We start from the raw sequence: 25,031 nt of genomic DNA, 5'->3' as shown, positions 1-25,031 counted from the left end.
GCGCAACGGAATTTTGCGGGCTACAGGGGATTGAGCGAATCCGGTCAGGGGGGTAATCGAACCATGACCGGAGGATGCGATGACACCAGAACAACAGGCCCAGGACATTGCCGACCTGATCGGCGCGCGGCTGGGGATCGGTGGTCAGGGGCTTGAGCGCAAGGTGCGCCGGGCGGGCCGCCTTCTGCCCCGTCGAATCCGGCGCGAGGCGGGCGTGCTGATCGAGGGGGCGAAGCTTTCGGCGCATCCGAAACTGTCGCGCATGGTGGACCCGGCGGCGCAGAAGCAGGCCTATCGCGATTGCAAGCGCTTCCTCGAGCAGATCGACGGGTCGGAGCGGATCATCCGTTTCGTCCTGGGAATCGTCACCGCCAATGCCTTCAACTTCCTGGCGGTTTCGGCGGCGCTGATCGCTGTCCTGGTCTGGCGCGGCTATCTCTGAGCCGGGCAGGGCGGGGCGCGAAACCTATGGCGCGGCGCCTGGACGCGGGGGCGGAGCGAGGGGCCAGCCCCTCGCGCTCCCCGGGATATTTGCGGACCAAAGATGGGGGGTGGCGGCGGCCCCGCGGGGCCGCGCACCTGCGTATATGAGGATCAGATGTCGGTGTAGATGGGGAAGCGGGCGCAGAGCGCCTCGACCTCGGCCTTCACCTTTGCCTCGACGGCGGCGTTGCCCTCTTCTCCGTTCGCGGCAAGACCGTCGATCACCTCGACGATCCATTCGGCGATCTGGGTGAATTCGGGGGCGCCGAAGCCGCGGGTGGTTCCGGCGGGCGAGCCGAGCCGGATCCCGCTGGTGATGGTCGGCTTTTCATCGTCGAAGGGGATGCCGTTCTTGTTGCAGGTGATGTTGGCGCGGCCCAGGGCCTTTTCCGTGGCATTGCCCTTCACCCCCTTGGGGCGCAGATCCACCAGCACCACGTGGGTGTCGGTGCCGCCGGTGACGATGTCTAGCCCGCCCTCGACCAGCCGCGCCGCCATGGTCTTGGCGTTGGCGATCACCTGCTGCTGGTAGGTCTTGAATTCGGGCTGCAATGCCTCGCCGAAGGCCACCGCCTTGGCGGCGATCACATGCATCAGGGGGCCGCCCTGGATGCCGGGGAAGATGGCCGAGTTGAACTTTTTCGCCAGCGCCTCGTCGTTGGTGAGGATCATGCCGCCGCGCGGGCCGCGCAGGGTCTTGTGGGTGGTTGTCGTGGCAACATGGGCATGGGGGAAGGGCGAGGGGTGTTCGCCCGCCGCCACGAGGCCCGCGAAATGCGCCATGTCGACATGAAGGTATGCGCCCACCATGTCGGCGATCGCCCGCATCCGCGCGAAATCCACCTGGCGGGGAATGGCCGAGCCGCCGGCGATGATCAGCTTGGGCTGATGCTCCTTGGCGAGCTGTTCCACCTGGTCATAATCCAGTTCCAGGGTGTCGCGTTTGACGCCGTATTGCACGGCGTTGAACCACTTGCCCGACTGGTTGGGCCGCGCGCCGTGGGTCAGGTGGCCGCCCGCGTCCAGCGACATGCCCAGGATCGTGTCACCGGGTTGCAGCAGGGCGGTGAACACGCCCTGATTGGCCTGCGATCCGCTGTTGGGCTGGACGTTGGCAAAGCTGCACCCGAACAATTCACAGGCGCGGGCGATGGCCAGTTCCTCGGCGATGTCCACGTATTCGCAGCCGCCGTAATAACGCCGCCCGGGATAGCCCTCGGCGTATTTGTTCGTCAGGACGGTGCCCTGGGCCTGCATGACCGCGCGGCTGACGATGTTCTCGCTGGCGATCAGCTCGATCTCGGTCTGCTGGCGGTGCAGTTCCTTGCCGATGGCGCCGAACACTTCGGCGTCGCGGCTGGCCAGGTCTTCGGTGAAGAAACCGTTGTCTTTGTGCGGGGCGTTCATGGAGCTTCTCCTGGGGCTTTGGTTGGCGGCGGTATAGGCCATGGCGCGCGGGCAAGAAAGCCCGCATTGCGACGCAACCGGCCCTCATCGCGCCAATTCCACCCATAGCCTGCCCTTGTGTTTCCCGTTGGGGTCGGCCAACCTTTCCCCTGGTCAACGGAGTACGATATGCGCGCTATTGCCTTTGCCGCCAGCACGGCCCCGATGGCCCAGGAGGCGGCCCACCGCCTGCGCTTGCTTTACGGCGAGGTTGCGGCCGAGGCGGCAGATGTCATCGTCGCGCTGGGGGGCGACGGGTTCATGCTGCAGACGCTGCATGGCAACAGCACGCTGGATGTGCCGGTCTATGGCATGAACCGCGGCACCATCGGTTTCCTGATGAACGAATACAGCGAAGAGGATCTGCCCGACCGCCTGGCACAGGCGGTGGAAGAGGTGATCAACCCGCTGACCATGTCGGCGGTCACCTGCGACGGCAGCCGCCACAACGCCCTGGCCATCAACGAGGTGGCGCTGCTGCGTGCCGGACCGCAGGCGGCAAAGCTGCGCATCAGCGTCGATGGGCGGCTCAGGATGGATGAACTGGTCTGCGACGGGGCGCTGGTTTCGACGCCGGCGGGATCGACCGCCTACAACTATTCCGCCCACGGCCCGATCCTGCCCATCGGTGCCGATGTGCTGGCGCTGACGGCGATGGCGGCCTTTCGCCCGCGGCGCTGGCGCGGGGCCCTGCTGCCCTCGGGGGCGGTGGTGCGGATCGACGTTCTGGAACCCGACAAGCGCCCGGTCATGGCCGATGCCGACAGCCGCCAATCGGTGCGCGACGTGGCCAGCGTCGAGATTCGCAGTGAACGCGCCGTGGGTCACCGGTTGCTGTTCGATCCGGGGCACGGGTTGGAAGAACGGTTGATCCGCGAACAGTTCGTCTGAAGAAGGGAGAGGGCATGAAACCGCTGAAAACCACCGCCGCCGAAATGGTCGCCAAAGCGCGTGCGCGCATTGACGAGGTCGAGACCGCCGATGGCATCGCCATGGTGGATGACCCGAACGTCGTGATCGTCGATATCCGCGATGTGCGCGAACGCCAACGCAGCGGGTATATTCCCGGCAGCCTCCACGCCCCGCGCGGCATGATCGAATTCTGGGTCGATCCCGAAAGCCCCTATTTCAAGGAGGTGTTCGGTCAGGACAAGAGGTTTGTCTTCCACTGCGCCTCGGGCTGGCGCTCGGCGCTGACGGTGGCCACCCTGCAGGACATGGGGTTTGACGCCGCCCACCTGAAGGATGGGTTCTCGGGCTGGCAGTCTGCCGGCGGGCCGGTGGAAAAGCCCGACGACAGTTAGGTTGCGCCGACCCGGCCGCGCAGGTCTCAGCGGGCCGGATAGTCCAACGCGCGCAGGGCCGCCGCGATTTCGTCCAGGATGGCCGGGTCGTCGATGGTGGCGGGGGCCTTGAACGTCTCGCCATCGGCGATCTTGCCCATGGTGGCGCGCAGTATCTTGCCCGAGCGTGTCTTGGGCAGACGCTCCACCACCTTGCACAGCCGGAACGACGCGACCGGGCCGATCCTCTCGCGCACGCGGGCCACGCATTCGGCCTCGATCTCGGCGTGCGGTTTCTCCACCCCTTTCGACAGGCAGATCAGGCCCATTGGAACCTGGCCCTTCACCGGGTCGGCCACACCGATCACGGCGCATTCGGCCACATCGGGATGGCCCGCCAGAACCTCCTCCATCGCGCCCGTCGACAGGCGATGCCCGGCGACGTTGATCACGTCATCGGTGCGGGCCATGATGAAGACATAGCCGTCTTCGTCGACATAGCCCGCATCGCCGGTTTCGTAATAGCCGGGAAAATGGTCGAGGTAGGCCTTGCGAAACCTGTCTTCCGCCTGCCAGAGCGTGGGCAGGGTGCCGGGCGGCAGGGGCAGCTTCAGCGCGATGGCGCCCAGGGTGCCGGGGGGCACCGGGTGGCCGGCCTCGTCCAGGATCTGCACGTCATAGCCGGGCATGGGCACGGTGGGCGAGCCTACCTTCACCGGCAGCGGTTCGATCCCCATGGGGTTGCCGACAATGGTATAGCCGGTCTCGGTCTGCCACCAATGGTCGATCACGGGGATCTGCAGGTGCCGCTGGGCCCATTCCACGGTGTCGGGGTCGGCCCTTTCGCCTGCCAGGTAAAGGATACGCAGGCACGAGATGTCGTATTCCTCGAGACAGCGGCAGTCGGGATCTTCCCGTTTGATGGCGCGAAAGGCCGTGGGCGCGGTGAAGAAGCTGCGCACGTTATGCTCGGAAATCACCCGCCAGAAGGTGCCCGCATCGGGGGTGCCCACGGGCTTGCCCTCGAACACCACGGTGGTGTTGCCCGCCAGAAGCGGAGCATAGCAGATATAGCTGTGCCCGACGACCCAGCCCACATCCGAAGCCGCCCAGAACACATCGCCCGGATCGACGTTGTATACATTCTTCATGGTCCAGTGCAGCCCCACCATGTGCCCGGCGGTGGCGCGCACCACCCCCTTGGGCTGGCCGGTGGTCCCCGAGGTATAGAGGATATAGGCCGGATGGCTGCCCTCGACGGGCAGGCAGGGGGCAGGGGCGGCGCCCTCCTGGAAGGCGTGCCAGTCGATGTCGCGTCCCTCGGTCAGGTCGGCGCGCTGCTGGTCGCGCTGGAAGATCACGCAGAACTCGGGCTGGTGGCGCGCCTCGGCGATGGCGCCGTCCAGAAGCGGCTTGTAGGCCACCACGCGCCCCGGCTCCAACCCGCAGGAACCGGCGATCACCGCCTTGGGGGTGGCGTCGTCCAGCCGCTTGGCCAGTTCATGGGCCGAAAAGCCGCCAAAGACCACCGAATGCACCGCGCCGATCCGGGTGCAGGCCAGCATCGCCACCAGGGCCTCGGGCACCATGGGCATGTAGATGATCACCCGGTCGCCTTTGACCACGCCCCTGGCCGCCAGGGCGCCGGCCAGGCGGGCGGTCTGCTCCTGCAACTGGGTGAAGGTGGTGGTGGATTTCGAACCGGTCATCGGGCTGTCCCAGATGATCGCGGGCTGATCGCCGCGCCCCGCGGCGACGTGGCGGTCGACGGCATTGTGGCAGGTGTTGCCCATGGCATCGTCGAACCAGGTATAGAACGGCGCGCGGCTGTCGTTCAGGGCGCGGGTCGGTGCGACGTCCCAGTCGATGGCGCGCGCCTGCTCCAGCCAGAACCCCTCGGGGTCGTCCCGCCAGCCTTGATAGATGTCCCGGTATCCCATGGTGCGCGCCTCCCGTTCGTGCATTGCCTCGGTTCTACGCCCCCGGGTGGCCCTGCGGCAAGCGGCGCGATACCGCGCACCGTGGGCGGTTTTCGACACGCAGGTCGGTTTCGGATGCGCAGCGTGGCGGAATCTGCGGCATGCTTATCCCATGGGACAGCGGCATTGGGCCGGTCCCAAAATCAAGGACACGTTGCCATGGGCGACAAGAATCCGAAGAAGAAGATGAAACAGCCGTCCAAACCGGGCGCGAAGATCGAACCGATGATCGCCCCCGCGGCGCCGACATCGAAAAAGCAACCGCCACGCAAGTAGGAAAGGCACCGGCCGAAAAGGCCCGCCATCCCCAACCGGGGGCGGCGGGCCTTTTTGCATCTTTGGTCTTCAAATATCCTCGGGGGGGATGGCGCAGCCATCGGGGGGCAGACAGCCCCCCTCTGCCTTATCCGTAATGCGCTACCGGCGTGCCGGCGACGGCACTCATGTTCAGAAGGCCGCGCGCGGTGATCGACGGGGTGACGATATGGGCGCGGTTGCCCATGCCCATCAGGATCGGCCCCACCTCCAGCCCCCCGGCCTTCAGCTTCAGGATGTTGCGCGCCCCCGAGGCGGCGTCGGTATTGGCGAAGATCAACACGTTGGCCTGCCCCTCGAACCGGCTGTTGGGATAGATCCTCTCGCGCAGTTGCGGGTTCAGTGCCGCATCGGCCTGCATTTCGCCCTCGTAGGCAAAATTGCGCGGCTGGGCGTCGAGGATCGCCAATGCGTCGCGCATGCGGATGCCGGTATCGCAGTTCAGGTTGCCGAATTGCGAATGGGAACAGAGCGCGATCTTGGGCTCCACCCCGAAGCGGCGGACATGCCGGGCGGCGCCGATCACGGTATTGGCGATCTGCTGGGGGGTGGGGGTCGGGTTCACCTGGGTATCGGCGATGAACAGCGGCCCGTCTTCCAGGATCATCAGCGACAACGCGCCCACCGGGTGCAGATCGGGGGTGCCCAGGATCTGTTCGATATAGTTCAGGTGCCACAGATACTGACCGAAGGTGCCGCAGATCAGCGAATCGGCTTCCTCGCGGTGGACCATGACGGCGCCGATGGCGGTGGTGTTGGTGCGCATGATGGCCTTGGCCAGGTCGGGGGTGACGCCCTTGCGCTGCATGATCTCGTGGTAGGTGCCCCAGTAATCGCGATAGCGCGGGTCGTTCTCGGGGTTCACGATCTCGAAGTCGCGGCCTGGCCGGATGGCAAGGCCCGCGCGTTCTGCCCGGCTTTCGATGACATCGGGGCGGCCGATCAGGATCGGCTTGTCCGTCGTGTCCTCCAGCATGGCCGAGGCGGCGCGCAGCACGCGCTCGTCCTCGCCCTCGGCAAAGACGATGCGCCGTTCGGCGGTGGCGGCGGCCTCGAAGACCGGGCGCATGATCATGGCCGACTTGAAGACCGAGCCGTCCAGCTTGGCCTTGTAGGCCGCCATGTCGGGGATCGGCCGGGTGGCCACTCCGGTTTCCATCGCGGCCTTGGCCACGGCGCTGGCGACCACGCCCATCAGGCGCGGATCGAAGGGTTTCGGGATCAGGTAATCGGGCCCGAAGGTCATCTGTTCGCCCTGATAGGCGGCGGCGGCCTCGGCGCTGGTGGTGGCGCGGGCCAGGGCGGCGATGCCCACGATGCAGGCGATCTTCATCTCGTCATTGATCTCGGTCGCGCCCACGTCCAGCGCGCCGCGGAAGATGAACGGGAAACACAGGACGTTGTTCACCTGGTTGGGGTAATCGCTGCGCCCGGTGGCGATCAGGGCGCCGGGGGCGACGGCGCGCGCCTCGTCCGGGTCGATTTCGGGGTTGGGATTGGCCAGGGCAAAGATCACCGGATCATTGGCCATCTTCGCCACCATGTCCTGTTTCAGGACACCGGGGCCCGAAAGGCCCAGGAACAGGTCGGCGCCCTCGATCACGTCCATCAAGGCGCGCGGTCCGCCGGGTTGCGCGAAGGCGGCCTTCTGTTCGGTCATGTCCTCGGTGCGGCCCTCGTGGACCAGCCCGGCCAGATCGCAAAGCCAGACGTTTTCGCGCTGCACGCCCAGTTTCAGCAGCATGTTGAGACAGGCGATTCCCGCCGCGCCGCCGCCCGTCGACACCACCTTGATGTCCTCGAACCGCTTGCCCGCCACGCGCAGGGCATTGGTGGCCGCCGCGCCCACGACGATGGCCGTGCCGTGCTGGTCGTCGTGAAACACCGGGATGTTCATGCGCTCGCGGCACAGCTTTTCGACGATGAAACAGTCGGGTGCCTTGATGTCTTCCAGGTTGATCGCACCGAAGGTGGGTTCCAGCGCACAGACGATATCGGCCAGCTTTTCGGGGTCGTTCTCGTTCAGCTCGATGTCGAAACAATCGATGTTGGCGAATTTCTTGAACAGGACGGCCTTGCCCTCCATCACCGGCTTGGAGGCCAGCGCGCCGATGTTGCCCAGCCCCAGCACGGCGGTGCCGTTGGAAACCACGGCGACAAGATTGCCGCGCGAGGTATAGTCGCGGGCGGTGTCGGGGTTGGCCTTGATTTCCAGGCAGGCCTCGGCGACGCCGGGAGAGTAGGCGCGCGACAGGTCGCGGCCATTTGCCAGGGGCTTGGTTGCGCGGATCTCAAGCTTTCCGGGTTTGGGAAACTGGTGATAATCCAGCGCGGCCTGCCTAAGGCTTTCCTTCTTGGCGTCGTCCATGATGGGGGCCTTTCGAATTGGGGCGTGGTCGTATGTGATGCCGGGGCCGCGTGTGGGCCCGGGGTTCGCCCATATCCGGCGGTTGCGGGCGTCTTGTCAAATGATGAAAGGGATCCCACAGTTGCGCGAACCCGGCAACACTTTCAAATGGGAAAAGAAAATGGCCCAGATTCGCGCGGAAATCCGTCTTTCCACTCAGGAACTGCGCGACGACATTCCCTTCTTCACCAAGGTGCTGGGCATGCGGTTGGACATGATCTATCCGGCCGACGATCCGCAGGTGGCGGTGTTCTCGGGCCATGGCCTGCGGTTGCGGGTTGAAAAGGGGGCCGATGAACCCCCTGCAACGCTCCGCATCCTGACCGACGATCCGCATGGGTTTGCCGGTGGCGCCCTGGAACTGACGGCGCCCAACGGAACACGGGTCGAGATTGCCGAGTTGAACCCGCCGCTGGTGATGCCGCAGACCGTCCATTCCTTCGTGGTGCGCCGCCTGGCCGATCAGGCGCCCTGGGTGATCGGGCGGGCCGGGATGCAGTATCGCGATCTCATTCCTGACAGGCTGGGCGGGTCGATCATCGCCAGCCACATCCGCATCCCCGATGGCGGCCCGGTGCCCGACATGGTCCACTATCACACGGTGGGGTTCCAGTTGATCTTCTGCTATCGCGGCTGGGTCGATCTGGTCTACGAGGATCAGGGCCCGCCCTTCCGCCTGCACGCCGGGAACTGCGTGATCCAGCCGCCCGAAATCCGCCACCGCGTGCTGTTTGCCAGCGACAATATCGAGGTGATCGAGATCGGCGTTCCGGCGGAACATGTCACGACCATCGACCACGACATGGATCTGCCCAATGAAAGGGTGAATCCCGAACGCCTCTTCCAGGGCCAGCGGTTCGTTCACCACCGCGCCGAAACGGCGGATTGGAAACCCTTCCGCGTGCCCGGTTTCACCGCACGCGACACCACCATCGCGCAGCATACGGGCAACGTGGCGGGGGTGCAGGTTGCGCGGAAGGGAAAGGGTGACGTGCCGATGGTGCGCCATGACGCCGACATCCTGTTCGGCTTCGTCATGGAAGGCACGATGATGCTTGAGGGCGAGGGGCGGGCGCCCTTTGCCCTGTCGGCGGGGGATGCCTTTGTCATTCCGCCCGACATGGACACCCGTTTCGCCCGGGCAAGCGACGATTTCGAACTTCTCGAGGTGTCCCTGCCCGGGGTCTTTCAGACGCTTCTGTCTTCGACCTGACAGCGCAGGGCCTCGATCCGCTCGTTCGCCTGACGGCGGGACAGGGCGGTGTCGAAGGCTTCGCCGGTCTTGTCGCAGAGGTTGCGAAGATAGGCGGCCTGTTTGTCGGTCATCGGTTCATCGCCATGGGTGTCGACAGTGGGAACGGCACCAATCGCGCTTGCCGGGGCGATTTCCGGATCTTCGTGCTTGGGCATGGTGTTCTCCTTTCCCTGTGCAAACGCCGGGCGGGTCGGCGCAGTTCCCCTTGCGCCCGGTCAGGACAGTCGGCACCATGGGCCGACAACGTGGCGAAGGAGCAGCAAGTGACACTCAAGACAGCAGCCCGCCAGGTGCGCGAAAACGCCCATGCGCCCTATTCCGGGTTCAAGGTGGGCGCCGCCCTGCGCACCGAGGCCGGGACCATTTTCGTCGGCTGCAACGTCGAAAACGTGGCCTATCCCGAAGGCACATGTGCCGAGGCGGGCGCCATCGCCGCCATGGTCGCGGCCGGTGAGCGGGTGATCGCCGAGGCCTATGTGATCGCCGACAGCCCCACGCCGGTGCCCCCCTGCGGCGGCTGCCGTCAGAAGCTGGCCGAATTTGCCGCCAATGATGTGCCTGTCACCATGGCCACCACCGGCGGGAAGGCCGAAACCATGACGGTGGGCGAATTGCTGCCGGGGCGGTTCGATGCCTCGCACATGGACAACGTCTAGGGCGATGGATGCCCGCGCCGTCATCGCCGATCTGCGGGCCGGGCGTGCGCCCGATGCGGCGGCACTGCGCGACTTCGCGCTGGGCCTGGCCGATGGCCGGGTCAGCGATGCGCAGGCGGGTGCCTTTGCCATGGCGGCCTGCCTGAACGGGCTGGGCAACGGCGGCGCGGTGGCTCTGACCGAAGGGATGCGCGACAGCGGCGATGTTCTGGCCTGGGATCTGCCCGGCCCGGTGATCGACAAGCATTCGACCGGGGGCATCGGTGATCCGGTGTCGCTGATCTTGGCGCCGGCGCTGGCGGCGCTCGGGTGTTACGTGCCGATGATCTCGGGGCGGGGGCTGGGCCATTCGGGCGGCACGCTGGACAAGCTTGAATCCATTCCGGGCGTCGATACCTCGGTCGATGAGGCGCGGTTTCGCGCCATCGTGGGCGATGTCGGCTGTGCCATCGTCTCGGCCACCGGGCGGATCGCCCCGGCGGACAAGCGGCTTTACGCCATCCGAGACGTGACGGCGACGGTGGAAAGCATCGACCTGATCACCGCCTCGATCCTGTCCAAGAAGCTGGCCGGCGGGATCGGCGCGCTGGTGCTGGACGTGAAGGCAGGCAGCGGCGCCTTCATGGCCACGGCGGACGAGGCCCGCGCCCTGGCCCGGCAACTGGTGGCGACTGCCAATGGCGCGGGCTGCCCGACCATGGCGCTGATCACCGACATGAACCAGCCGCTGGCCGCTTCGGTCGGCAATGCCGTGGAACTGGCCGAGGTCATGGCGGTGTTGAACGGTGCCACGGATAGCCCGCTGGCGCAGGTCGCGCTGGCCCTTGGCGCGGCGCTGCTGGACATGTCGGGGCAGGGGGGCGATCTGGCCGCGACCCTGCGGGACGGGCGCGCCGCCGAATGCTTTGGCAGGATGATCGCGGCTCTGGGCGGGCCCGGCGATTTCGCGCGGAACTGGCGCGCGCATCTGCCCGTCGCCCCCGTGATCCGCGATCTGCCGGCCCCCGAAACCGGCCATGTCGCGGCGATCGACGGCGTCGCGCTTGGCATGGCGGTGGTGCGCCTTGGTGGCGGGCGGCAACGCGAAACCGACAGGATCGACCCCGCCGTCGGCCTGTCGCTGGTCTTGCGCCTTGGTGATGCCGTCGAAAAGGGCGCGCCGCTGCTGCGCATCCATGCCGCCGACGCGGCAGGCGCCGATGCCGCCGCCGCTGCCCTGGGGGCGGCCATCCATATCGGCGCGCCGCCCGATCTTCCCCCCCTGATTCACGAGGAAATCCGCTGATGCCACGCGCCATCCTGATCGTGCTTGATTCCGTCGGATGCGGCGGTGCGCCCGATGCCGGTGATTTCGGCGATGCGGGTGCCAATACCCTTGCCCATATCGCCCAGGCCTGCGCGGCGGGGCAGGGCGACGAGGGGCGCAGCGGTCCGCTGCACCTGCCCAACCTCGACGCGCTGGGGCTTGGGGCGGCGGTGCGCCTGGCCTCGGGGGATGCCACGCCGGGGCTGATGGCGCGTCCGACGGGGCGCTGGGGGGCTGCGACCGAGGTGTCGCGCGGCAAGGACACGCCCTCGGGGCATTGGGAACTGGCGGGCGTGCCGGTCCCGTGGGAATGGACGGTCTTTCCCGACGAAACCCCCGCCTTTCCCGATGTTCTGACCGCGCAGGTCTGCGCCTTGGCCGGAACCGATGGCATCCTGGGCAACTGTCATGCCTCGGGGACCGAGGTGATCGAGCGTCTGGGCGGCGAGCACCTGAAAACCGGCTGGCCGATCTGCTATACCTCGGCGGACAGCGTGTTCCAGATTGCCGCCCATGAAGAGGCCTTCGGGCTGGACCGGCTGGAAAAGCTCTGCGCCGACCTGGCGCCGGCCCTGCACGCCATGAAGGTGGGGCGCGTCATCGCCCGTCCCTTTGTCGGCGTCGACGGCGATTTCCGCCGGACCGCCAACCGGCACGATTACGCCATCGCCCTGCCCGAACCCTCGCTGTGCGACTGGGTGCAGGGGGCGGGGGGCAAGGTGCATGCGGTGGGCAAGATCGGCGATATCTTCTCGATGCAGGGGATCGACACCGTCGACAAGGGGTTCGACGCAGACCTGCTGACGGCCCTTGCGGGGCGGATCGACAGCGCCGACGAAAAGGCCCTGATCTTTGCCAATTTCGTCGAGTTCGATTCGGTCTATGGGCATCGCCGCGACGTGGCCGGATATGCCCGCCACCTTGAATGGTTCGATGCCGCACTGCCCGATCTGACCGCGCGGATGCAAGAGGGCGACATCCTGATCGTCACCGCCGACCATGGCAACGACCCCACCTGGCGGGGCACCGAACACACCCGCGAACGGGTTCCGGTTCTGGTGGCCGGGGCAGGGACGGGTGAGATCGGCCACTGCGCCTTTGTCGACGTGGCCGCCTCGGTCGCCGCGCACCTTGGATTGCCGACGCCCAAACGAGGAAGGAGCTTCCTGTGAGCCTGTCCAGCCGCCCCAAGATCGAACTGCACCTGCACCTGGAGGGCGCGGCGCCGCCCGCCTTCATCCGGGGCCTTGCCAAGGAAAAGAACGCCGACATCGGGCGGATCTTCGATGAAAGGGGCCACTATGCCTACAATGGCTTTCCCGAATTCCTGCGCGTCTACGAAGCGGCGACCAGCGTTCTGACCACGCCCGAGGATTATGCCCGTCTTACCCGCGCGGTTCTGGCCGAATGCGCCGAACACGGCGTGATCTATGCCGAAACCTTCGTATCGCCCGATTTCTGCGGCGGGCGCGATGTGGCGGCCTGGCGCGAATACCTGCACGCCATGCAGGAAGCGGCAGCCGAGGCCGAGCGCGCCGATGGCATCATCCTGCGCGGCATCGTCACCTGCATTCGCCATTTCGGGCCCGAAAAGGCCCGCGAAACCGCGCGCTGCGCGGCGGAAACGGCGGGCGACTGGATTGTCGGCTTCGGCATCGGGGGCGACGAGATGGCCGGCAAACCCGGGGATTTCGCCTGGTCCTTCGACATGGCGCGCGAGGCGGGCCTGCGGCTGACCGCCCATGCGGGCGAATGGGGCGGGGCGCAGTCGGTGCGCGACACGCTGGACGATCTGCGGGTCGAGAGGATCGGACATGGCGTGCAGGCCATCGACGATTTGGCGCTGGTGGACCGGCTGGCCGAGGATGGCGTGGTGCTTGAGGTCTGCCCGGGATCGAACATCGCGCTGGGGGTCTATCCGCGCTGGCGCGACCACCCGATCCACCGGCTGCGCGAACGCGGGGTGAAGGTGACGGTTTCGACCGACGATCCGCCATTCTTCCATACCACCATGAGCCACGAATACGACATGCTGGCCGAGGTCTTCGATTGGGACGACGGCGTTTTCGAGGATATCGAGCGGACCAGCGCCGAGGCGGCCTTCTGCGACAAGGACACCCGTGAAGCCCTTCTGAAGCGTTTGGCGGGGCGCTGACCTGGCGGCGGCGCGCTGGCGCGCGCCCCGACATTTTTTCGGAAGCGCCCGTGTCAGGCGGACCGAGCCGCGGATAAAGGGCGGCGGTTGGTTTCCGGTGCAGGAGCCTTTCAGGCCGAGAACCGGGTTTTCCGCCCGGGCATGGATATTTGTGGACCAAAGATGGAAGGGGCGCGCAAGCCGCGGGCCCAGCGGGCGCTTTACCCCGGGGGCGGGGCGGGCTATCCCGATGGCAACCGCCGCTGCCAAAGGACACTGCCATGTCGACCCTCGAACATCTGACCGTCGTTCGCCACCCGCTGGTGCAGCACAAGCTGACGCTGATGCGCGACCGCGACACGCCCACCGCCGTGTTTCGCCAGCTTCTGCGCGAGATTTCGCAGCTTCTGGCCTATGAGATCACCGACAACCTGGCGATGACCACCCGGCGGATCGACACGCCGGTCTGTCCGATGGATGCGCCGGTTCTGGACGGGCGCAAGCTGGCTTTGGTGTCGATCCTGCGGGCGGGCAACGGGCTTCTGGATGGTATTCTCGAGCTGGTGCCTTCGGCGCGGGTGGGGTTTGTCGGGCTTTACCGGGATGAAAAGACGCTGGAGCCGGTGCAGTATTACTGCAAGCTGCCCTCGGAGCTGGATGAGCGTTTGGTGATCGCCGTCGATCCGATGCTGGCCACGGGCAATTCCTCGGTTGCGGCCATCGACCTGCTGAAGCAGTCGGGCGCCAAGGATATCCGGTTTCTCTGTCTGCTGGCCGCCCCCGAGGGTGTGGCGCGGATGAAGGAGGCGCATCCGGACGTGCCGATCGTCACGGCGGCGCTGGACGAAAGGCTGGATGACCGGGGCTATATCGTGCCCGGGCTTGGCGATGCGGGCGACCGGATGTTCGGTACAAAATAAGGCGAATTGGACTTTACCCAGGGGGGCAATTCCGGCATCGTCGTTGAAAATCAGATGTGTGGGGGCACATTTCATGAGAACCTTGCGTGCAAGTGCATATGCCGTCGCCGCTGCCATGGCGATCGGGCTTTCCATCGGGGCGCCGGCCGAGGCGCAGCTGATCACCGCCAATGACCAGCCGGCCGAGTTTCCACCGTCAAGCTATACCGGCAGGCAATATGTCGACAGTGCGGGCTGCGTCTTTGTGCGGGCCGGGTTCGATGGCGCGGTGACCTGGGTGCCGCGCGTGTCGCGGTCGCGGAAGAAGCTGTGCGGCTTCACCCCCAGCACCGTGCGCCGTGCCGATGCGCCGGTCATCGCCGATGCGCCCGGAACGCCCGCCCCGACGGCCAGCGCACCCGTCGTTGCGCCGGAGCGCCCCCGTGTGGTGGTGCAGCGCCCTGTGGTTGCCCAGCCCCGTGTCGTGACGCGCCCGGTGGCCCCTGCGCCCGTGGTGCAAAGCGCGCAGGTGCGCCAGGTGCGCGGGAGCTGTCCCGGTGCCTCGGCGATTTCGGCGCAATACATCAACCCCGGCGCCCGCTGCGGCCCGCAGGCCGAGCATCCCTCGGGTGGGGCGGTGCTGTTGCGGGGTGGTGCGGGCACGCCTGTCGTGCGTTCGCTTCCCGTGACGGCGCCCGCGCCGGTGCAGGTGCCCAAGGGGTATCGCAACGTCTGGAAGGATGATCGCCTGAACCCGAACCGGGGCAAGCAGTTGCTGTCGGGGGCGTTGCAGACCGCGCTGGTCTGGACGCAGACGGTGCCGCGCCGCCTGGTCGACAACCGCACCGGCGCCGATGTGACGCGCGACTATAATTATCTTGTCTACCCCTACACCGATTACGCCAAGCAGAAGCGTGACCTGGCGGGCGGTCAGCACATCGTGGTGCGCACCGGATCGGGCCAGCGGATGATCGTGCACAAGAGCCAGCTTGCCGTATCGAAGCGCACGGGGCAGACGATCCTGAAATCCGGCGTCAACCCGACCTATTCCACCAAGTCGGTCCGCGCCCCCGCCGTGGCCAGCGCCCGGGTGGCGCCCAAGGCGGGCGGCGGGCGCTACGTTCAGGTGGGCACCTTCGGCGTCGAGGGTAACGCCCGCAAGACGGCGGCGCGGCTTCAGCAGGCGGGGCTGCCGGTGCGGATCGGCACCGTCAACCGCAAGGGGCGCGCCCTGCAGATCGTCATGGCCGGGCCCTTCGGCGATGCCGGTCAGGCGCAGAGCGCCTTGTCGGCGGCGCGCCGGGCCGGTTTTGCGGATGCCTTCCTGCGCAATTGAGCGCAGGTCAGGGCGACAACAGCTTTTCGGGCGGTGCAGGGGGCTGCGCCGCCCGTTTCGTTACTGGGACAGTTTCATCAGGATCATCCCCGCGACGATCAGCAGGGCTGCGCAGATCCGCGCCGGGCTGAGCGGTTCGTCAAACAGCACCACCCCCAGAACGAAGGCCCCGACCGCGCCGATCCCCGTCCAGATCATGTAGGCCGTGCCAAGGGGCAGGTTGCGCATGGCCAGCGCGAGAAGCCCGAATGACCCGACCATGGCGACCAGCATCAGCAGATTGGGTGCCAACCGGGTAAAGCCGGCCGATTGTTTCATGGCGGCGGACCAGACGATTTCAAGACCGCCGGCGATGATGAGGAATATCCAGGACATGACGCCCCCTCCTTTGCAGGTCGGGTCGTCCCGACGAAGCTGCCCGATGTGGGGAGGTCGTCCTCTCATCCGCTATTTAGGCATTGCCGCGCCGGGGTCAATGTCTGGATCGAAGTCTATTCGCCGCAGATGCCCTGCAGGGTCACCCATTGGCCGTCGTTCAGGATGGTGCGGCTGTCTTCGGGGGCGATGGGGTCGCCCTCGATCAGGGGCAGGGTGGCTTCGCCGGAAATGTCCAGAGCATAGGCATAGGGTGTCGCGCTGACACCGGCCAGGCGGAAGCGTTCCAGGAGATCCTGGGTGTCGATCTTCAGGGGCGGTTGCAGCAGCAGCTTTTCGGCGTAGGCTTCAAGCGTGGCAACATCCATGTGGCCGGTGATCAGCAGGCGGAAGGCCGATGCCGCGCCGGTCGAAAGCAACAGACGCTCCAGCGGGTCTAGCTGTCGGGCGCGTTCATCCTCGGCCAGGATATAGCCGGCCAGGGGGGCGGGGCCTTCGAAATCCTCGATCAGGGCGCGGTTCAGAAGGATATAACCGCCCGGCAGATGTTCTGAGGCGCTGACCCCGCGGGAAAGCACCACCATGCGCACCTTGCGGTCGGGCAGCATCCGGCGCGCCAGGGTTTCCAGCGTCTCGGTCGCGGTGTCGCTGGCGCAGGGGCGGCCCGCCACCCGCTGGATCGTTTCCAGCAGTTGGGCGCCAATGTCGGCGCGGCTGGCGGGGGGCACCACCTTGACCGTGTGGCGGATCATCGCCTGGGGCAGCCAGAACACCGCCAGCGCCGTGACCGCCGCCAGGCACCCGGCCATCAGGTAATACCGCAGGCGGCCGCGCTTGGGGCGGTGCCGGTCGACCACGCGGCGCACCTTTTCGATGGCGGCGATCATGGTGTCGTCGTCGATCTCCAACCGTTCTTCGGCGTCGGCACCGGGGCTGAACAGGGCAGGCAGGGTGCCCGGGTTCTCGCGTTGGACCGCCGCCAGCGACCAATGGGCCAGCGCGGTTTCGTTCATGTCGTAGATGGCAAGCGTGGCATCGCCCAGGGAAACGACAACGTCGCGCCGTTGGGTATAGGGGCTGGCGCGCCAGATGCCGGTGGTTTCAAGCCGTTCGTATTCGTTCAGCGCTGTCATTTACCTGCCGGGCGGGGTTTGCGGCCGCCTCACTGTCATTATTGTACGCAATGATAGGGCAATCGGCAGGTGGCGACAATCGCGATCGGCCCCTGTCTGCGGCGCAATCGGGCGGGGTGGGCGCGAAACGATTGATGTGGCGACAGGCGGGCGCTATTGGCCTTTGCATGATCATTTCGCCCGGTCGCGGATACATCTTTGCCCATGCGCCCAAGACGGGCGGCACTTCGCTTGCCCTGGCGCTGGAGGCGCGGGCGATGAAGGACGATATCCTGATCGGCGACACCCCCAAGGCGCGGCGGCGGCGGGGGCGGCTGAAGGGGCTGACCGCGCGGGGGCGGCTTTGGAAGCATTCGACCCTTGCGGATATCGAAGGCATCCTGCCGCCCGAGGAGATGGCCCGCATGATGGTGGTGACCCTCGTGCGCAATCCATGGGACAGGATGGCCAGCTACTATCACTGGTTGCGCGATCAGACCTTCGACCACCCCGCCGTTCCCCTGGCAAAGACCTTGGCCTTTGGTGATTTCCTACGCCACCCGGTGACGCGGCGCAGCTTCGCCGGTGAGGGGTTTGCCCATTACGTCACCGGATCGGACGGGGCCGAGCGTCCGGCGCTGTTCCTGCGGCTGGAACATCTGGGCCGCGATCTTGCCACATTCGAGGCCCACCTCGGCTTTGCGCTGGCGGTGCCCCATGCGAACCCATCGCGCCGCCCGGCTGGCTATCGCAGCCTTTATGACACGGAAACGCGCAACCTGGTGGGCGAACTCTGCGCCCGCGACATCGCGCGGTTCGGCTACGGGTTCTGATTGCAGGGCGATCAACGCTCAGTTGCAATTAACACAAATTTGCCGGTTTTGCGTCGGAGTGACGGCCAGTTTCCCCGCGATCAATCGTTCAGCGGGGCCAGAAAGGCCGTATCAGTATGGGAAGTTAAGGGATGTTCGGTTTCGGAAGTTGGGGAAGAGCCAAGGAAGTGACGCTGGGTCAGGCAGAACACAGCGCCGCCGCCGATGGCGGTGACATGGCCAAGGGCGGTTTGGCGACGGGCATGGTTGCAGGAACGCAGGTGGCCACTTCGATGGGCTGGCGCCCGGTGGAAGGTGTCATCCCGGGTGACCGGGTTCTGACCTTTGATGGCGGCATGCAAGAGGTTGTCGCGGTCGAACGGGGGCATCTCTGGTCTTCGCCCACGGCCTGCCCCCGCCACCTGTGGCCGCTTCGGGTGGGCAAGGGCGTTCTGGGCAACCGGACCGAGACGATGCTGCTGCCCGAACAGGTGGTGATGATCGAGGCCGATTGCGCCGAGGACGTGCTGGGCGACCCCTTCGTGCTGATCCCCGCGGCGGCCCTTGCCGAATGTGCGGGCGTCGAACTGGTGGCCATGCCGCGCGAGGTTGACGTGATCACCCTGCGCTTTGCCGACGATCAGGTGGTGTTCGCCAACATGGGCGTGCTGTTCTTCTGCCCGGCCAAACGGGCCGTCACCGAAATGATCGACATGGCCCACACCACCGGCGCCCCGGCCTATGCGCCCCTGCCGCTGGATCAGGCCGAAGCCCTGCTGACCCTGATCGAAACGGGGGCCGACACCGCCCTTTGGGGGGCGATGCCGGAATAGCGATCTCAGGCGGCGCGCTGCGCTTCGGCGCGCCCGTAGAAAGTTTCACCCTTCGCGGCCATTTCACGCAGCATTTCCGGCGTCGCAAAGCGTTCGCCATGGCTTTCGCTCAGCCGGTCGCAGATTTCGACCGCCCGCGCCGCGCCAAGGATATCCAGCCAGCTGAACGGCCCGCCCGACCAAGGGGCAAAGCCCCAGCCCAGGATCGCGCCCACGTCGCCTTCGCGGATGTCGGTCAGCACGCCATCCTCAAGCGCGCGCACCGCTTCCAGCACCTGCGCGAACATCAGGCGATGCTGTACCTCGGACAGGTCGGGTTGATCGTCTGCCTCGGGGAACTTCGACAGCCCGTCCCACAGGCCCTGGCGCTTGCCCTTGTCGTCATAGGCATAAAAGCCCGCCTTCGCCTTGCGGCCCAGGCGCCCTTCGTCGGCCATCCAGAACAGAACCTCGTCCACCGCCTCGTCGGGATAGGTATCGCCCATGGCCGCCTTGGTGGCCTTGGCGATCTTCACGCCAAGGTCGATGCTGGTTTCGTCCACCAGTTGCAGCGGCCCCAGGGGGAAACCCAGCATCTTGGCGGCGTTTTCGATCAGGGCGGGGGCAACGCCCTCCTTCACCATGCGGATGCCTTCGTTGATGTAGGGAATGATGCAGCGGTTGGCGTAGAAGAACCGCGCGTCGTTCACCACGATGGGCGTCTTGCGGATCTGGCGCACGAAATCCAGCGCCTTGGCCACGGCCACATCGCCGGTTTTCGCGCCCTTGATGATTTCTACAAGCATCATCTTGTCGACTGGCGAAAAGAAGTGGATGCCGATGAACTGTTCGGGCCGCTGGCTGGCGCGGGCCAGGTCGCTGATCGGCAGGGTCGAGGTGTTGGTGGCGAAGATGCAATCGCTTCCCACCACGGCCTCGACCGCCTTGGTCACCTCGGCCTTGATGCCCATGTCCTCGAACACCGCCTCGACGATCAGATCGCAGCCTTTCAGCGCGTCATAATCGGTGGTGGCGGTAATCAGCGACAGCACCTTGTCCTTCTTCTCGGGGGTGGCCTTCTTGCGGGAAATCCCCTTGTCCATGTAATCGGCGGTATAGGATTTGCCCTTGTCTGCGGCTTCCTGCTTCTGATCCAGAAGGACAACCTCGATCCCGGCCAGTGCCGACACCAGGGCGATACCGGCCCCCATCATGCCCGCGCCCAGAACACCGACCTTCTTCACGGTCTGATCGGCCACATCGGGGCGGTTCGCACCTTTTTCCAGCGCCTGCTTGTTGATGAACAGGCTGCGGATCATCGCGCTGCTGGAGGGGTTCATCAGCACATGGGTGAACCACCGCGCCTCGATCTTCAGCGCCGTGTCGAAAGGCACCATGGCCCCCTCGTAAACCGCGCTGAGCAGCGCCTTGGCCGCCGGGTAAACGCCCTGGGTCTTGCCATTCACCATGGCCGAGGCACCCACGAAGGTCATGAACCCGGCGGGGTGATAGGGCGCGCCGCCCGGCATCTTCCAGCCCTTCACATCCCAGGGCTTCACGATGTCGGCGTCGCCGGCCGACAGCACCCAGGCCTTGGCATCGGCCAGCGGATCGGCCGAAACCTCATCGACCAGCGAGGCGGATTTCGCCTTTTTCGGGTCCAGCATCTTGCCTTCCAGCAGCACCGGAGAGGCCGCCATGGCCCCCACCATCCGCGAATACCGCGTGGTGCCGCCACCGCCGGGGAAAATGCCCAGCAGGATTTCCGGCAGGCCGATCCTGGCCTTTTCGTTGTCGGTCATGAACCGGCGATGACAGGCCAGGGCGATCTCGGTGCCGATGCCCGCACAGGTGCCATTGATCGCGCAGGCGACAGGCTTGCCGCCCTTGTTGGTCTTGGGGTCCAGCCCCGCGCGCTCCAGCTTGCGCAGGATGCGGTGGCCGTTCATCGTGAAATCGAACAGCCCCTGCGCCGGGTTCTCGCCCGATTCCTCGCGGATGCTGGCCAGCACGTTCAGGTCCATCCCCCCGGCGAAATCCTTCTTGCCGCTGGTGATGACCACGCCCTTCACGGCGTCGTCGGCCAGCGCCCGGTCGATATGGTCTTCGACCAGCGCGAACGCCTCGCGGGTCAACACGTTCATCGACTTGCCCGGCGCGTCCCAGGTGATCACGGCTACGCCGTCGGCATCCACTTCATAGGTGAAATCGGTCATGGCTTCGCTCCTCACACGCGTTCGATGATGGTGGCCGCGCCCATGCCGGACGCGATGCACAGGGTGGCAAGACCCACCTCCTTGTCCGAGCGTTCCAGCTCGTCCAGCAGGGTGCCGATGATGATCGCCCCGGTGGCGCCCAGGGGGTGGCCCATGGCGATGCTGCCGCCATTGACATTCACCACCGAAGGATCGACGTCGAAGGCCTGCATGAACCGCAGAACCACGCTGGCGAAGGCCTCGTTCACCTCGAACAGGTCGATGTCGGAAATCGCCATGCCGTGATCCTTCAGGATCTTTTCGGTTACCGGCACCGGGCCGGTCAGCATGATGGTGGGGTCGGTGCCGATCTTGGCGGTGGCGCGGATGCGGGCGCGGGGCTTCAACCCATGCGCCTCGCCCCATTCCTTGCTGCCGATAAGGACGGCGGCAGAGCCATCGACGATGCCCGACGAGTTCCCGGCGTGATGAATGTGGTTGATCGCCTCGAGATGCGGATATTTCATCAGCGCGACCTTGTCGAAGCCCGGCATCACCTCGCCCATGTCCTTGAAGCTGGGCTTGAGCGCGCCAAGGCTCTGCATGTCGGTGCCCGGGCGCATGTATTCGTCACGGCTCAGGATGGGCAGACCGTTGATGTCCTTCACTTCGATCATCGATTTGGCAAAGCGGTTGTCGGCCCAGGCAGCGGCGGCCCGCTTCTGGGATTCGACGGCCAGCGCATCGGCATCGTCACGGGAGAACCCGTATTCGGTGGCGATGATGTCGGCGGAAATGCCCTGGGGCACGAAATAGGTGTTCATGGCGATCGAGGGATCGACGGCGATGGCAGCACCATCGCTGCCCATGGCGACACGGCCCATCATCTCGACCCCGCCGGCGATATAGCCGCCGCCGGCGCCGCCGCGCACCTGGTTGGCGGCCAGGTTCACCGCCTCCATGCCCGAGGCACAGAACCGGTTGATGGCAAGGCCGGGGATCGCCTGGTCAAGCTCCGAGGCCAGAACGGCCGTCCGCGCCAGGCAACCGCCCTGTTCGCCCACCTGGGTGACATTGCCCCAGATCACGTCCTCGACTGCGTGGCCTTCCAGCCCGTTGCGGGCCTTGATCGCGTTCAGCATCAGCGCCGAAAGCCGGATACTGGTGACTTCGTGCAGGGCACCATCGGCGCGGCCCTTGCCACGGGGGCTGCGCACGGCGTCGAAGATATAGGCATCGGTCATGGTCATTCCTTTCATACACGGCCCGCAGACGCGCTTTCCTGTGCCCGGTCGGCGGGCGACCCGGGCATGAGATCGTAGGGGTGCTTCCAACCGGGCAGGGCGGCGATGTCGTCCAGCCAGCGGTCGATGTTGGGCCAGTCGGCACGGTCGAACCCGAAGGGCTCGGGGTAATAAAGATAACCGCAGCAGCTCAGATCGGCGATGCTGACCTCTTCACCGGCGATCCACTTTCGTTCGCCAAGGTGGGTGTCAAGAACCTGATAGGCGGCCTTCAGGCGGCCCTGGGTAAAGGCGATCACTTCGGCCGGGCGCTTTTCCGCGGGAAGGAAGTTCATCAGGAAACGGCACATGCCCGCCTGACTGGAAAGCTTGTGGTTGTCCCAGAACATCCAGCGCAGGATCTCGCGCCGTGCCTCGGGGGTGGCACCGCCCAGCTTGCCGGACTTCTCGGCGACGTAATCCATGATCACGCCCGATTGGCTCAGCCGGCAGTCACCGTCCACCATCACCGGCGCTTCGCCCATGGCGTTGATGTCGGTGCGGAAAGCGGGTGTGCGGGTTTCGCCGTTGAAGAAATCCACCTTCACCGGCGCCCAGTCGAGCCCCGAGAGTTCCAGTGCCAGCGCAGCCTTGTAGGCGTTGCCGCTCTCTCCGAAACAATAGAGTTTTATCGTCATGGTTGCTCCCTTTGCCAGTGTCGGAGCGGGGGTTTGCCACCCCCGCACCCCCGGCGAGTATTTTTACAAAGAAGAAGGCAATCGGTAGGGTTTCATTAACGTTAACGCGCGATCATCGTGATGCGGTACAGGCTGGAGAGCCGATGACCGCCAAAGGAGAAGCCGCTCCATCGCCGCCCGGCAAGGGCACTGGGTAAGACCGATATGGCGATGGAGCGCACCCACTTGGGTTTCTTCTTTGTCCAAATACTCCCGCCGGAGGCGTCCCTCCCTTGCAAACCGCACCGCGTCACCTCTTGCGCGCTTCGAGTTCGGCCAGGAACAACCGCAGGCGCGCGGTCAGGTTTTCGCGGTGGATCACGCTGTCGAAATGCTCGAACAGGAAACTCAGCGCCTCGCCTTCCTCCAGCCCTGCCTCGTCGGAAAACCGCTTCAGCCTCCGGTACCCGTCCTCGGTCATCGCGACGGGCAGGCGGCGTGTGGTCTTGAACCGTTTCGGCATGGCGTTCTCCTTTCGGACGGGACGCTAGAAGTTCGCGGCGTCGAGTTCCATCACCGTTTCCGCTCCGCTGGTGATGCGGGCCAGGTGCATGGCCGTCGCGGGAAGCTGGCGCGCCATGTAGTAACGCCCCGTCGCGACCTTGGTTTCATGGAAGGCCCTGTCGGTATCGCCTGCCGCAAGCGCCGCCATCGACGCCTTGGCCATCTTGGCCCACATCAGCCCCAGGCAGACATGGCCGAAGAGGTGCATGAAGTCGTAGGAGCCAGAGAGCGCATCGTTGGGGTTTTTCATGTTCTGCATGAAATACATCCCCGCCGCCTGCAGATCCTTGCTGGCCGCCTTCAGCGGGTCGAGGAAGCCGGCTTTCAGTTCGGCATCGCCTTCGTTTTCCTTGATGAAGGCTTTCACCATCTCGAAGAAGCCCATCACCGTCTTGCCGCCGTTCAGGCCCAGCTTGCGGCCCACCAGATCAAGCGACTGGATGCCGTTGGTGCCCTCATAGATCATGGTGATCCGGGCATCGCGCACGAACTGCTCCAGCCCCCATTCGCGGGTGAAGCCCGATCCGCCCAGGGTCTGCTGGGCCAGCACGGTCGTTTCAAAACCCTTGTCGGTCAGGAAGCCTTTCAGAACGGGCGTCAGCAGCGAGATCAGCGCCTCGGCCTCGGCGTCGTCGTTGCGGCGGGCGCGGTCGATCAGCGAGGCGCCCCAGAAGGTGAAGGCGCGGGCGCCCTCGACGAAACTCTTCTGGTGCAGCAGGTTGCGCCGCACGTCGGGGTGGACGATGATCGGATCGGCCGGTTTGTCGGGTGCTTCGGCGCCGGTCACGGCGCGGCCCTGCAAGCGGTCCTGGGCGAACCCAAGCGCGTTCTGGTAGGCCACGACACCCTGGGCATAGCCCTGAAGGCCGACGCCAAGCCGCGCCTCGTTCATCATGGTGAACATGGCGCGCATGCCCTTGTGCATCTCGCCGATCAGGTAGCCGGTGGCGCCATCGTAGTTCATCACGCAGGTGGCATTGCCGTGAATGCCCATTTTCTTTTCCAGCCCGCCGCAGGACAAGGCGTTGCGTGCGCCTAGGCTTCCGTCCTCGTTCACCAGGAATTTCGGCACGATGAACAGGGAAATGCCCTTCACGCCATCGGGGCCGCCCGGGATCTTGGCCAGGACCAGGTGGATGATGTTGTCGGTCAGGTCGTGTTCCCCGGCCGAGATCCAGATCTTCTGACCGCTCACCTTGTAGGTGCCGTCATCCTGGGGTTCGGCCTTGGTGCGGATCAGGCCCAGGTCGGTGCCGCAGTGCGGCTCGGTCAGGTTCATGGTGCCCGACCAGGACCCCTCGACCATCTTCGGCAGGTAGGTCGCCTTCTGTTCGTCGGTGCCGTGGGTGTGGATGGCGTTGTAGGCGCCGTGGCTCAGCCCCTGGTACATGTTGAAGGCCATGTTGGCCGAGACGAAAATCTCTCCCACGGCCGAGTTCAGCAGATAGGGCATGCCCTGGCCGCCGAATTCGGGGTCGCAGTCCAGCCCGATCCAGCCGCCTTCGCGCATCTGGTCATAGGCGCCCTTGAACCCCTCGGGGGTGCGCACCACGCCGTTTTCCAGGGTGCATCCCTGTTCGTCGCCCACCACGTTCAGGGGGGCCAGCACGTTCTCGGCCAGTTTGCCCGCTTCCTCCAGGATCGCCCCGGTGAACTCCCGGTCAAGTTCGTCATAGCCGGGAATGTCGGCCGAGGTGATTTCGAGGACATTGTGCAGGATGAACTGCATGTCCTTGGTGGGGGCGGAGTAGGTGGGCATGGC

The 25,031-nt window shown here is 65.8% G+C and carries 23 protein-coding genes; 12 read left to right on the top strand and 11 right to left on the bottom strand.

Going from position 1 to position 25,031, the window contains the following annotated elements:
• The first annotated feature begins 79 nt into the window (after positions 1-79).
• Positions 80-442, top strand: a complete 363-nt coding sequence (locus H7828_RS02840; protein ID WP_226779423.1) for a hypothetical protein — start codon at positions 80-82, stop codon at positions 440-442.
• Between the two features lie 152 nt (positions 443-594).
• Here H7828_RS02840 and glyA read toward each other — a convergent pair whose 3' ends face one another.
• A complete protein-coding gene (glyA, locus tag H7828_RS02835) occupies positions 595-1,890 on the bottom strand; it encodes a serine hydroxymethyltransferase (RefSeq protein WP_226779422.1) in 1,296 nt (431 codons plus the stop codon).
• 168 nt (positions 1,891-2,058) lie between these two features.
• Here glyA and H7828_RS02830 point away from each other — a divergent pair, with 168 nt between their 5' ends.
• Positions 2,059-2,820, top strand: coding sequence for an NAD kinase (locus H7828_RS02830; RefSeq protein WP_226779421.1), 762 nt, complete (start codon positions 2,059-2,061; stop codon positions 2,818-2,820).
• A 14-nt stretch (positions 2,821-2,834) separates the two neighbouring features.
• The gene (locus tag H7828_RS02825; protein ID WP_226779420.1) at positions 2,835-3,233 is read left to right on the top strand and encodes a rhodanese-like domain-containing protein; all 399 of its coding nucleotides are present in this window, start codon (positions 2,835-2,837) and stop codon (positions 3,231-3,233) included.
• A 26-nt stretch (positions 3,234-3,259) separates the two neighbouring features.
• Here the strand turns inward: H7828_RS02825 and H7828_RS02820 are convergent, their stop codons facing one another.
• Together H7828_RS02820 and H7828_RS02815 are read right to left on the bottom strand one after the other, a co-directional pair.
• Positions 3,260-5,152, bottom strand: a complete 1,893-nt coding sequence (locus tag H7828_RS02820; protein WP_226779749.1) for an AMP-binding protein — start codon at positions 5,150-5,152, stop codon at positions 3,260-3,262.
• A 442-nt stretch (positions 5,153-5,594) separates the two neighbouring features.
• Positions 5,595-7,874, bottom strand: coding sequence for an NADP-dependent malic enzyme (locus H7828_RS02815; protein ID WP_226779419.1), 2,280 nt, complete (start codon positions 7,872-7,874; stop codon positions 5,595-5,597).
• A gap of 160 nt (positions 7,875-8,034) precedes the next feature.
• Here H7828_RS02815 and H7828_RS02810 point away from each other — a divergent pair, with 160 nt between their 5' ends.
• Positions 8,035-9,126 (top strand): cupin domain-containing protein, encoded by a 1,092-nt coding sequence (locus H7828_RS02810; RefSeq protein ID WP_226779418.1) that lies wholly within the window; start codon positions 8,035-8,037, stop codon positions 9,124-9,126.
• Here the strand turns inward: H7828_RS02810 and H7828_RS02805 are convergent.
• Complete coding sequence (locus H7828_RS02805; RefSeq protein WP_226779417.1) at positions 9,102-9,323, bottom strand: DUF3072 domain-containing protein; 222 nt, start codon at positions 9,321-9,323, stop codon at positions 9,102-9,104. The two genes, H7828_RS02810 and H7828_RS02805, sit on opposite strands and share 25 nt — an antisense overlap.
• Here H7828_RS02805 and cdd point away from each other — a divergent pair.
• From cdd to H7828_RS02775, 6 genes are all read left to right on the top strand, one after another.
• Positions 9,252-9,824 carry a cytidine deaminase gene (gene cdd, locus H7828_RS02800; protein WP_281070679.1) on the top strand — a complete coding sequence of 191 codons (573 nt, stop codon included), beginning with the start codon at positions 9,252-9,254 and terminating at the stop codon, positions 9,822-9,824. The two genes, H7828_RS02805 and cdd, sit on opposite strands and share 72 nt — an antisense overlap.
• 4 nt (positions 9,825-9,828) lie before the next feature.
• Complete coding sequence (locus tag H7828_RS02795) at positions 9,829-11,109, top strand: thymidine phosphorylase (protein ID WP_226779415.1); 1,281 nt, start codon at positions 9,829-9,831, stop codon at positions 11,107-11,109.
• Positions 11,109-12,302 carry a phosphopentomutase gene (locus H7828_RS02790; RefSeq protein WP_226779414.1) on the top strand — a complete coding sequence of 398 codons (1,194 nt, stop codon included), beginning with the start codon at positions 11,109-11,111 and terminating at the stop codon, positions 12,300-12,302. Before H7828_RS02795 ends, H7828_RS02790 begins: the two co-directional genes overlap by 1 nt.
• A complete protein-coding gene (locus H7828_RS02785) occupies positions 12,299-13,285 on the top strand; it encodes an adenosine deaminase (protein ID WP_226779413.1) in 987 nt (328 codons plus the stop codon). The genes H7828_RS02790 and H7828_RS02785 overlap by 4 nt, the downstream gene beginning before the upstream one ends.
• Before the next feature lie 260 nt (positions 13,286-13,545).
• Positions 13,546-14,184: a uracil phosphoribosyltransferase gene (gene upp, locus H7828_RS02780; RefSeq protein ID WP_226779412.1), complete on the top strand. Its 639-nt coding sequence runs from the start codon at positions 13,546-13,548 to the stop codon at positions 14,182-14,184.
• Positions 14,185-14,257: 73 nt separating this feature from the next.
• A complete protein-coding gene (locus H7828_RS02775) occupies positions 14,258-15,499 on the top strand; it encodes an SPOR domain-containing protein (RefSeq protein ID WP_226779411.1) in 1,242 nt (413 codons plus the stop codon).
• A gap of 60 nt (positions 15,500-15,559) precedes the next feature.
• On the opposite strand, the gene H7828_RS02770 is transcribed toward H7828_RS02775, so the two are convergent.
• Entirely contained in the window at positions 15,560-15,874 is a 315-nt protein-coding gene (locus H7828_RS02770; protein ID WP_226779410.1) for a DMT family transporter, read from the bottom strand.
• Positions 15,875-15,990: 116 nt separating this feature from the next.
• Positions 15,991-17,007, bottom strand: a complete 1,017-nt coding sequence (locus H7828_RS02765) for a hypothetical protein (RefSeq protein WP_226779409.1) — start codon at positions 17,005-17,007, stop codon at positions 15,991-15,993.
• A gap of 167 nt (positions 17,008-17,174) precedes the next feature.
• Between H7828_RS02765 and H7828_RS02760 the strand changes: the two genes are divergently transcribed.
• Positions 17,175-17,819 carry a sulfotransferase family protein gene (locus tag H7828_RS02760; RefSeq protein WP_226779408.1) on the top strand — a complete coding sequence of 215 codons (645 nt, stop codon included), beginning with the start codon at positions 17,175-17,177 and terminating at the stop codon, positions 17,817-17,819.
• 131 nt (positions 17,820-17,950) lie between these two features.
• Positions 17,951-18,631, top strand: coding sequence for a Hint domain-containing protein (locus H7828_RS02755; protein WP_226779407.1), 681 nt, complete (start codon positions 17,951-17,953; stop codon positions 18,629-18,631).
• Positions 18,632-18,636: 5 nt separating this feature from the next.
• Here the strand turns inward: H7828_RS02755 and H7828_RS02750 are convergent, their stop codons facing one another.
• From H7828_RS02750 to H7828_RS02730, 5 genes are all read right to left on the bottom strand, one after another.
• Positions 18,637-20,826, bottom strand: a complete 2,190-nt coding sequence (locus H7828_RS02750; RefSeq protein ID WP_226779406.1) for a 3-hydroxyacyl-CoA dehydrogenase NAD-binding domain-containing protein — start codon at positions 20,824-20,826, stop codon at positions 18,637-18,639.
• Between the two features lie 11 nt (positions 20,827-20,837).
• Positions 20,838-22,049 (bottom strand): acetyl-CoA C-acetyltransferase, encoded by a 1,212-nt coding sequence (locus H7828_RS02745; protein WP_226779405.1) that lies wholly within the window; start codon positions 22,047-22,049, stop codon positions 20,838-20,840.
• An 11-nt stretch (positions 22,050-22,060) separates the two neighbouring features.
• Positions 22,061-22,726: a glutathione S-transferase family protein gene (locus H7828_RS02740; RefSeq protein ID WP_226779404.1), complete on the bottom strand. Its 666-nt coding sequence runs from the start codon at positions 22,724-22,726 to the stop codon at positions 22,061-22,063.
• Between the two features lie 289 nt (positions 22,727-23,015).
• Positions 23,016-23,228, bottom strand: coding sequence for a hypothetical protein (locus H7828_RS02735; RefSeq protein ID WP_226779403.1), 213 nt, complete (start codon positions 23,226-23,228; stop codon positions 23,016-23,018).
• A gap of 24 nt (positions 23,229-23,252) precedes the next feature.
• Positions 23,253-25,028: an acyl-CoA dehydrogenase C-terminal domain-containing protein gene (locus H7828_RS02730; RefSeq protein WP_226779402.1), complete on the bottom strand. Its 1,776-nt coding sequence runs from the start codon at positions 25,026-25,028 to the stop codon at positions 23,253-23,255.
• Positions 25,029-25,031: the final 3 nt, after the last annotated feature.

Origin of the sequence: Oceaniglobus trochenteri (genome assembly GCF_020529025.1) — a bacterium.
Classification (GTDB): domain Bacteria; phylum Pseudomonadota; class Alphaproteobacteria; order Rhodobacterales; family Rhodobacteraceae; genus Oceaniglobus; species Oceaniglobus trochenteri.
Note: the sequence above shows the minus strand (reverse complement) of the source record. Positions and strands in the feature narration are given on the sequence as shown.

What these genes read in the sequence shown, in the direction of transcription:
- H7828_RS02840 (WP_226779423.1), top strand. Translation starts at nt 80, where the DNA reads ATGACACCAGAACAACAGGCCCAGGACATTGCCGACCTGATCGGCGCG.
- glyA (WP_226779422.1), bottom strand. Translation starts at nt 1,890, where the DNA reads ATGAACGCCCCGCACAAAGACAACGGTTTCTTCACCGAAGACCTGGCC.
- H7828_RS02830 (WP_226779421.1), top strand. Translation starts at nt 2,059, where the DNA reads ATGCGCGCTATTGCCTTTGCCGCCAGCACGGCCCCGATGGCCCAGGAG.
- H7828_RS02825 (WP_226779420.1), top strand. Translation starts at nt 2,835, where the DNA reads ATGAAACCGCTGAAAACCACCGCCGCCGAAATGGTCGCCAAAGCGCGT.
- H7828_RS02820 (WP_226779749.1), bottom strand. Translation starts at nt 5,152, where the DNA reads ATGGGATACCGGGACATCTATCAAGGCTGGCGGGACGACCCCGAGGGG.
- H7828_RS02815 (WP_226779419.1), bottom strand. Translation starts at nt 7,874, where the DNA reads ATGGACGACGCCAAGAAGGAAAGCCTTAGGCAGGCCGCGCTGGATTAT.
- H7828_RS02810 (WP_226779418.1), top strand. Translation starts at nt 8,035, where the DNA reads ATGGCCCAGATTCGCGCGGAAATCCGTCTTTCCACTCAGGAACTGCGC.
- cdd (WP_281070679.1), top strand. Translation starts at nt 9,252, where the DNA reads ATGGGTGTCGACAGTGGGAACGGCACCAATCGCGCTTGCCGGGGCGAT.
- H7828_RS02805 (WP_226779417.1), bottom strand. Translation starts at nt 9,323, where the DNA reads ATGCCCAAGCACGAAGATCCGGAAATCGCCCCGGCAAGCGCGATTGGT.
- H7828_RS02795 (WP_226779415.1), top strand. Translation starts at nt 9,829, where the DNA reads ATGGATGCCCGCGCCGTCATCGCCGATCTGCGGGCCGGGCGTGCGCCC.
- H7828_RS02790 (WP_226779414.1), top strand. Translation starts at nt 11,109, where the DNA reads ATGCCACGCGCCATCCTGATCGTGCTTGATTCCGTCGGATGCGGCGGT.
- upp (WP_226779412.1), top strand. Translation starts at nt 13,546, where the DNA reads ATGTCGACCCTCGAACATCTGACCGTCGTTCGCCACCCGCTGGTGCAG.
- H7828_RS02775 (WP_226779411.1), top strand. Translation starts at nt 14,258, where the DNA reads ATGAGAACCTTGCGTGCAAGTGCATATGCCGTCGCCGCTGCCATGGCG.
- H7828_RS02770 (WP_226779410.1), bottom strand. Translation starts at nt 15,874, where the DNA reads ATGTCCTGGATATTCCTCATCATCGCCGGCGGTCTTGAAATCGTCTGG.
- H7828_RS02765 (WP_226779409.1), bottom strand. Translation starts at nt 17,007, where the DNA reads ATGACAGCGCTGAACGAATACGAACGGCTTGAAACCACCGGCATCTGG.
- H7828_RS02760 (WP_226779408.1), top strand. Translation starts at nt 17,175, where the DNA reads ATGATCATTTCGCCCGGTCGCGGATACATCTTTGCCCATGCGCCCAAG.
- H7828_RS02755 (WP_226779407.1), top strand. Translation starts at nt 17,951, where the DNA reads ATGTTCGGTTTCGGAAGTTGGGGAAGAGCCAAGGAAGTGACGCTGGGT.
- H7828_RS02750 (WP_226779406.1), bottom strand. Translation starts at nt 20,826, where the DNA reads ATGACCGATTTCACCTATGAAGTGGATGCCGACGGCGTAGCCGTGATC.
- H7828_RS02745 (WP_226779405.1), bottom strand. Translation starts at nt 22,049, where the DNA reads ATGACCGATGCCTATATCTTCGACGCCGTGCGCAGCCCCCGTGGCAAG.
- H7828_RS02740 (WP_226779404.1), bottom strand. Translation starts at nt 22,726, where the DNA reads ATGACGATAAAACTCTATTGTTTCGGAGAGAGCGGCAACGCCTACAAG.
- H7828_RS02735 (WP_226779403.1), bottom strand. Translation starts at nt 23,228, where the DNA reads ATGCCGAAACGGTTCAAGACCACACGCCGCCTGCCCGTCGCGATGACC.
- H7828_RS02730 (WP_226779402.1), bottom strand. Translation starts at nt 25,028, where the DNA reads ATGCCCACCTACTCCGCCCCCACCAAGGACATGCAGTTCATCCTGCAC.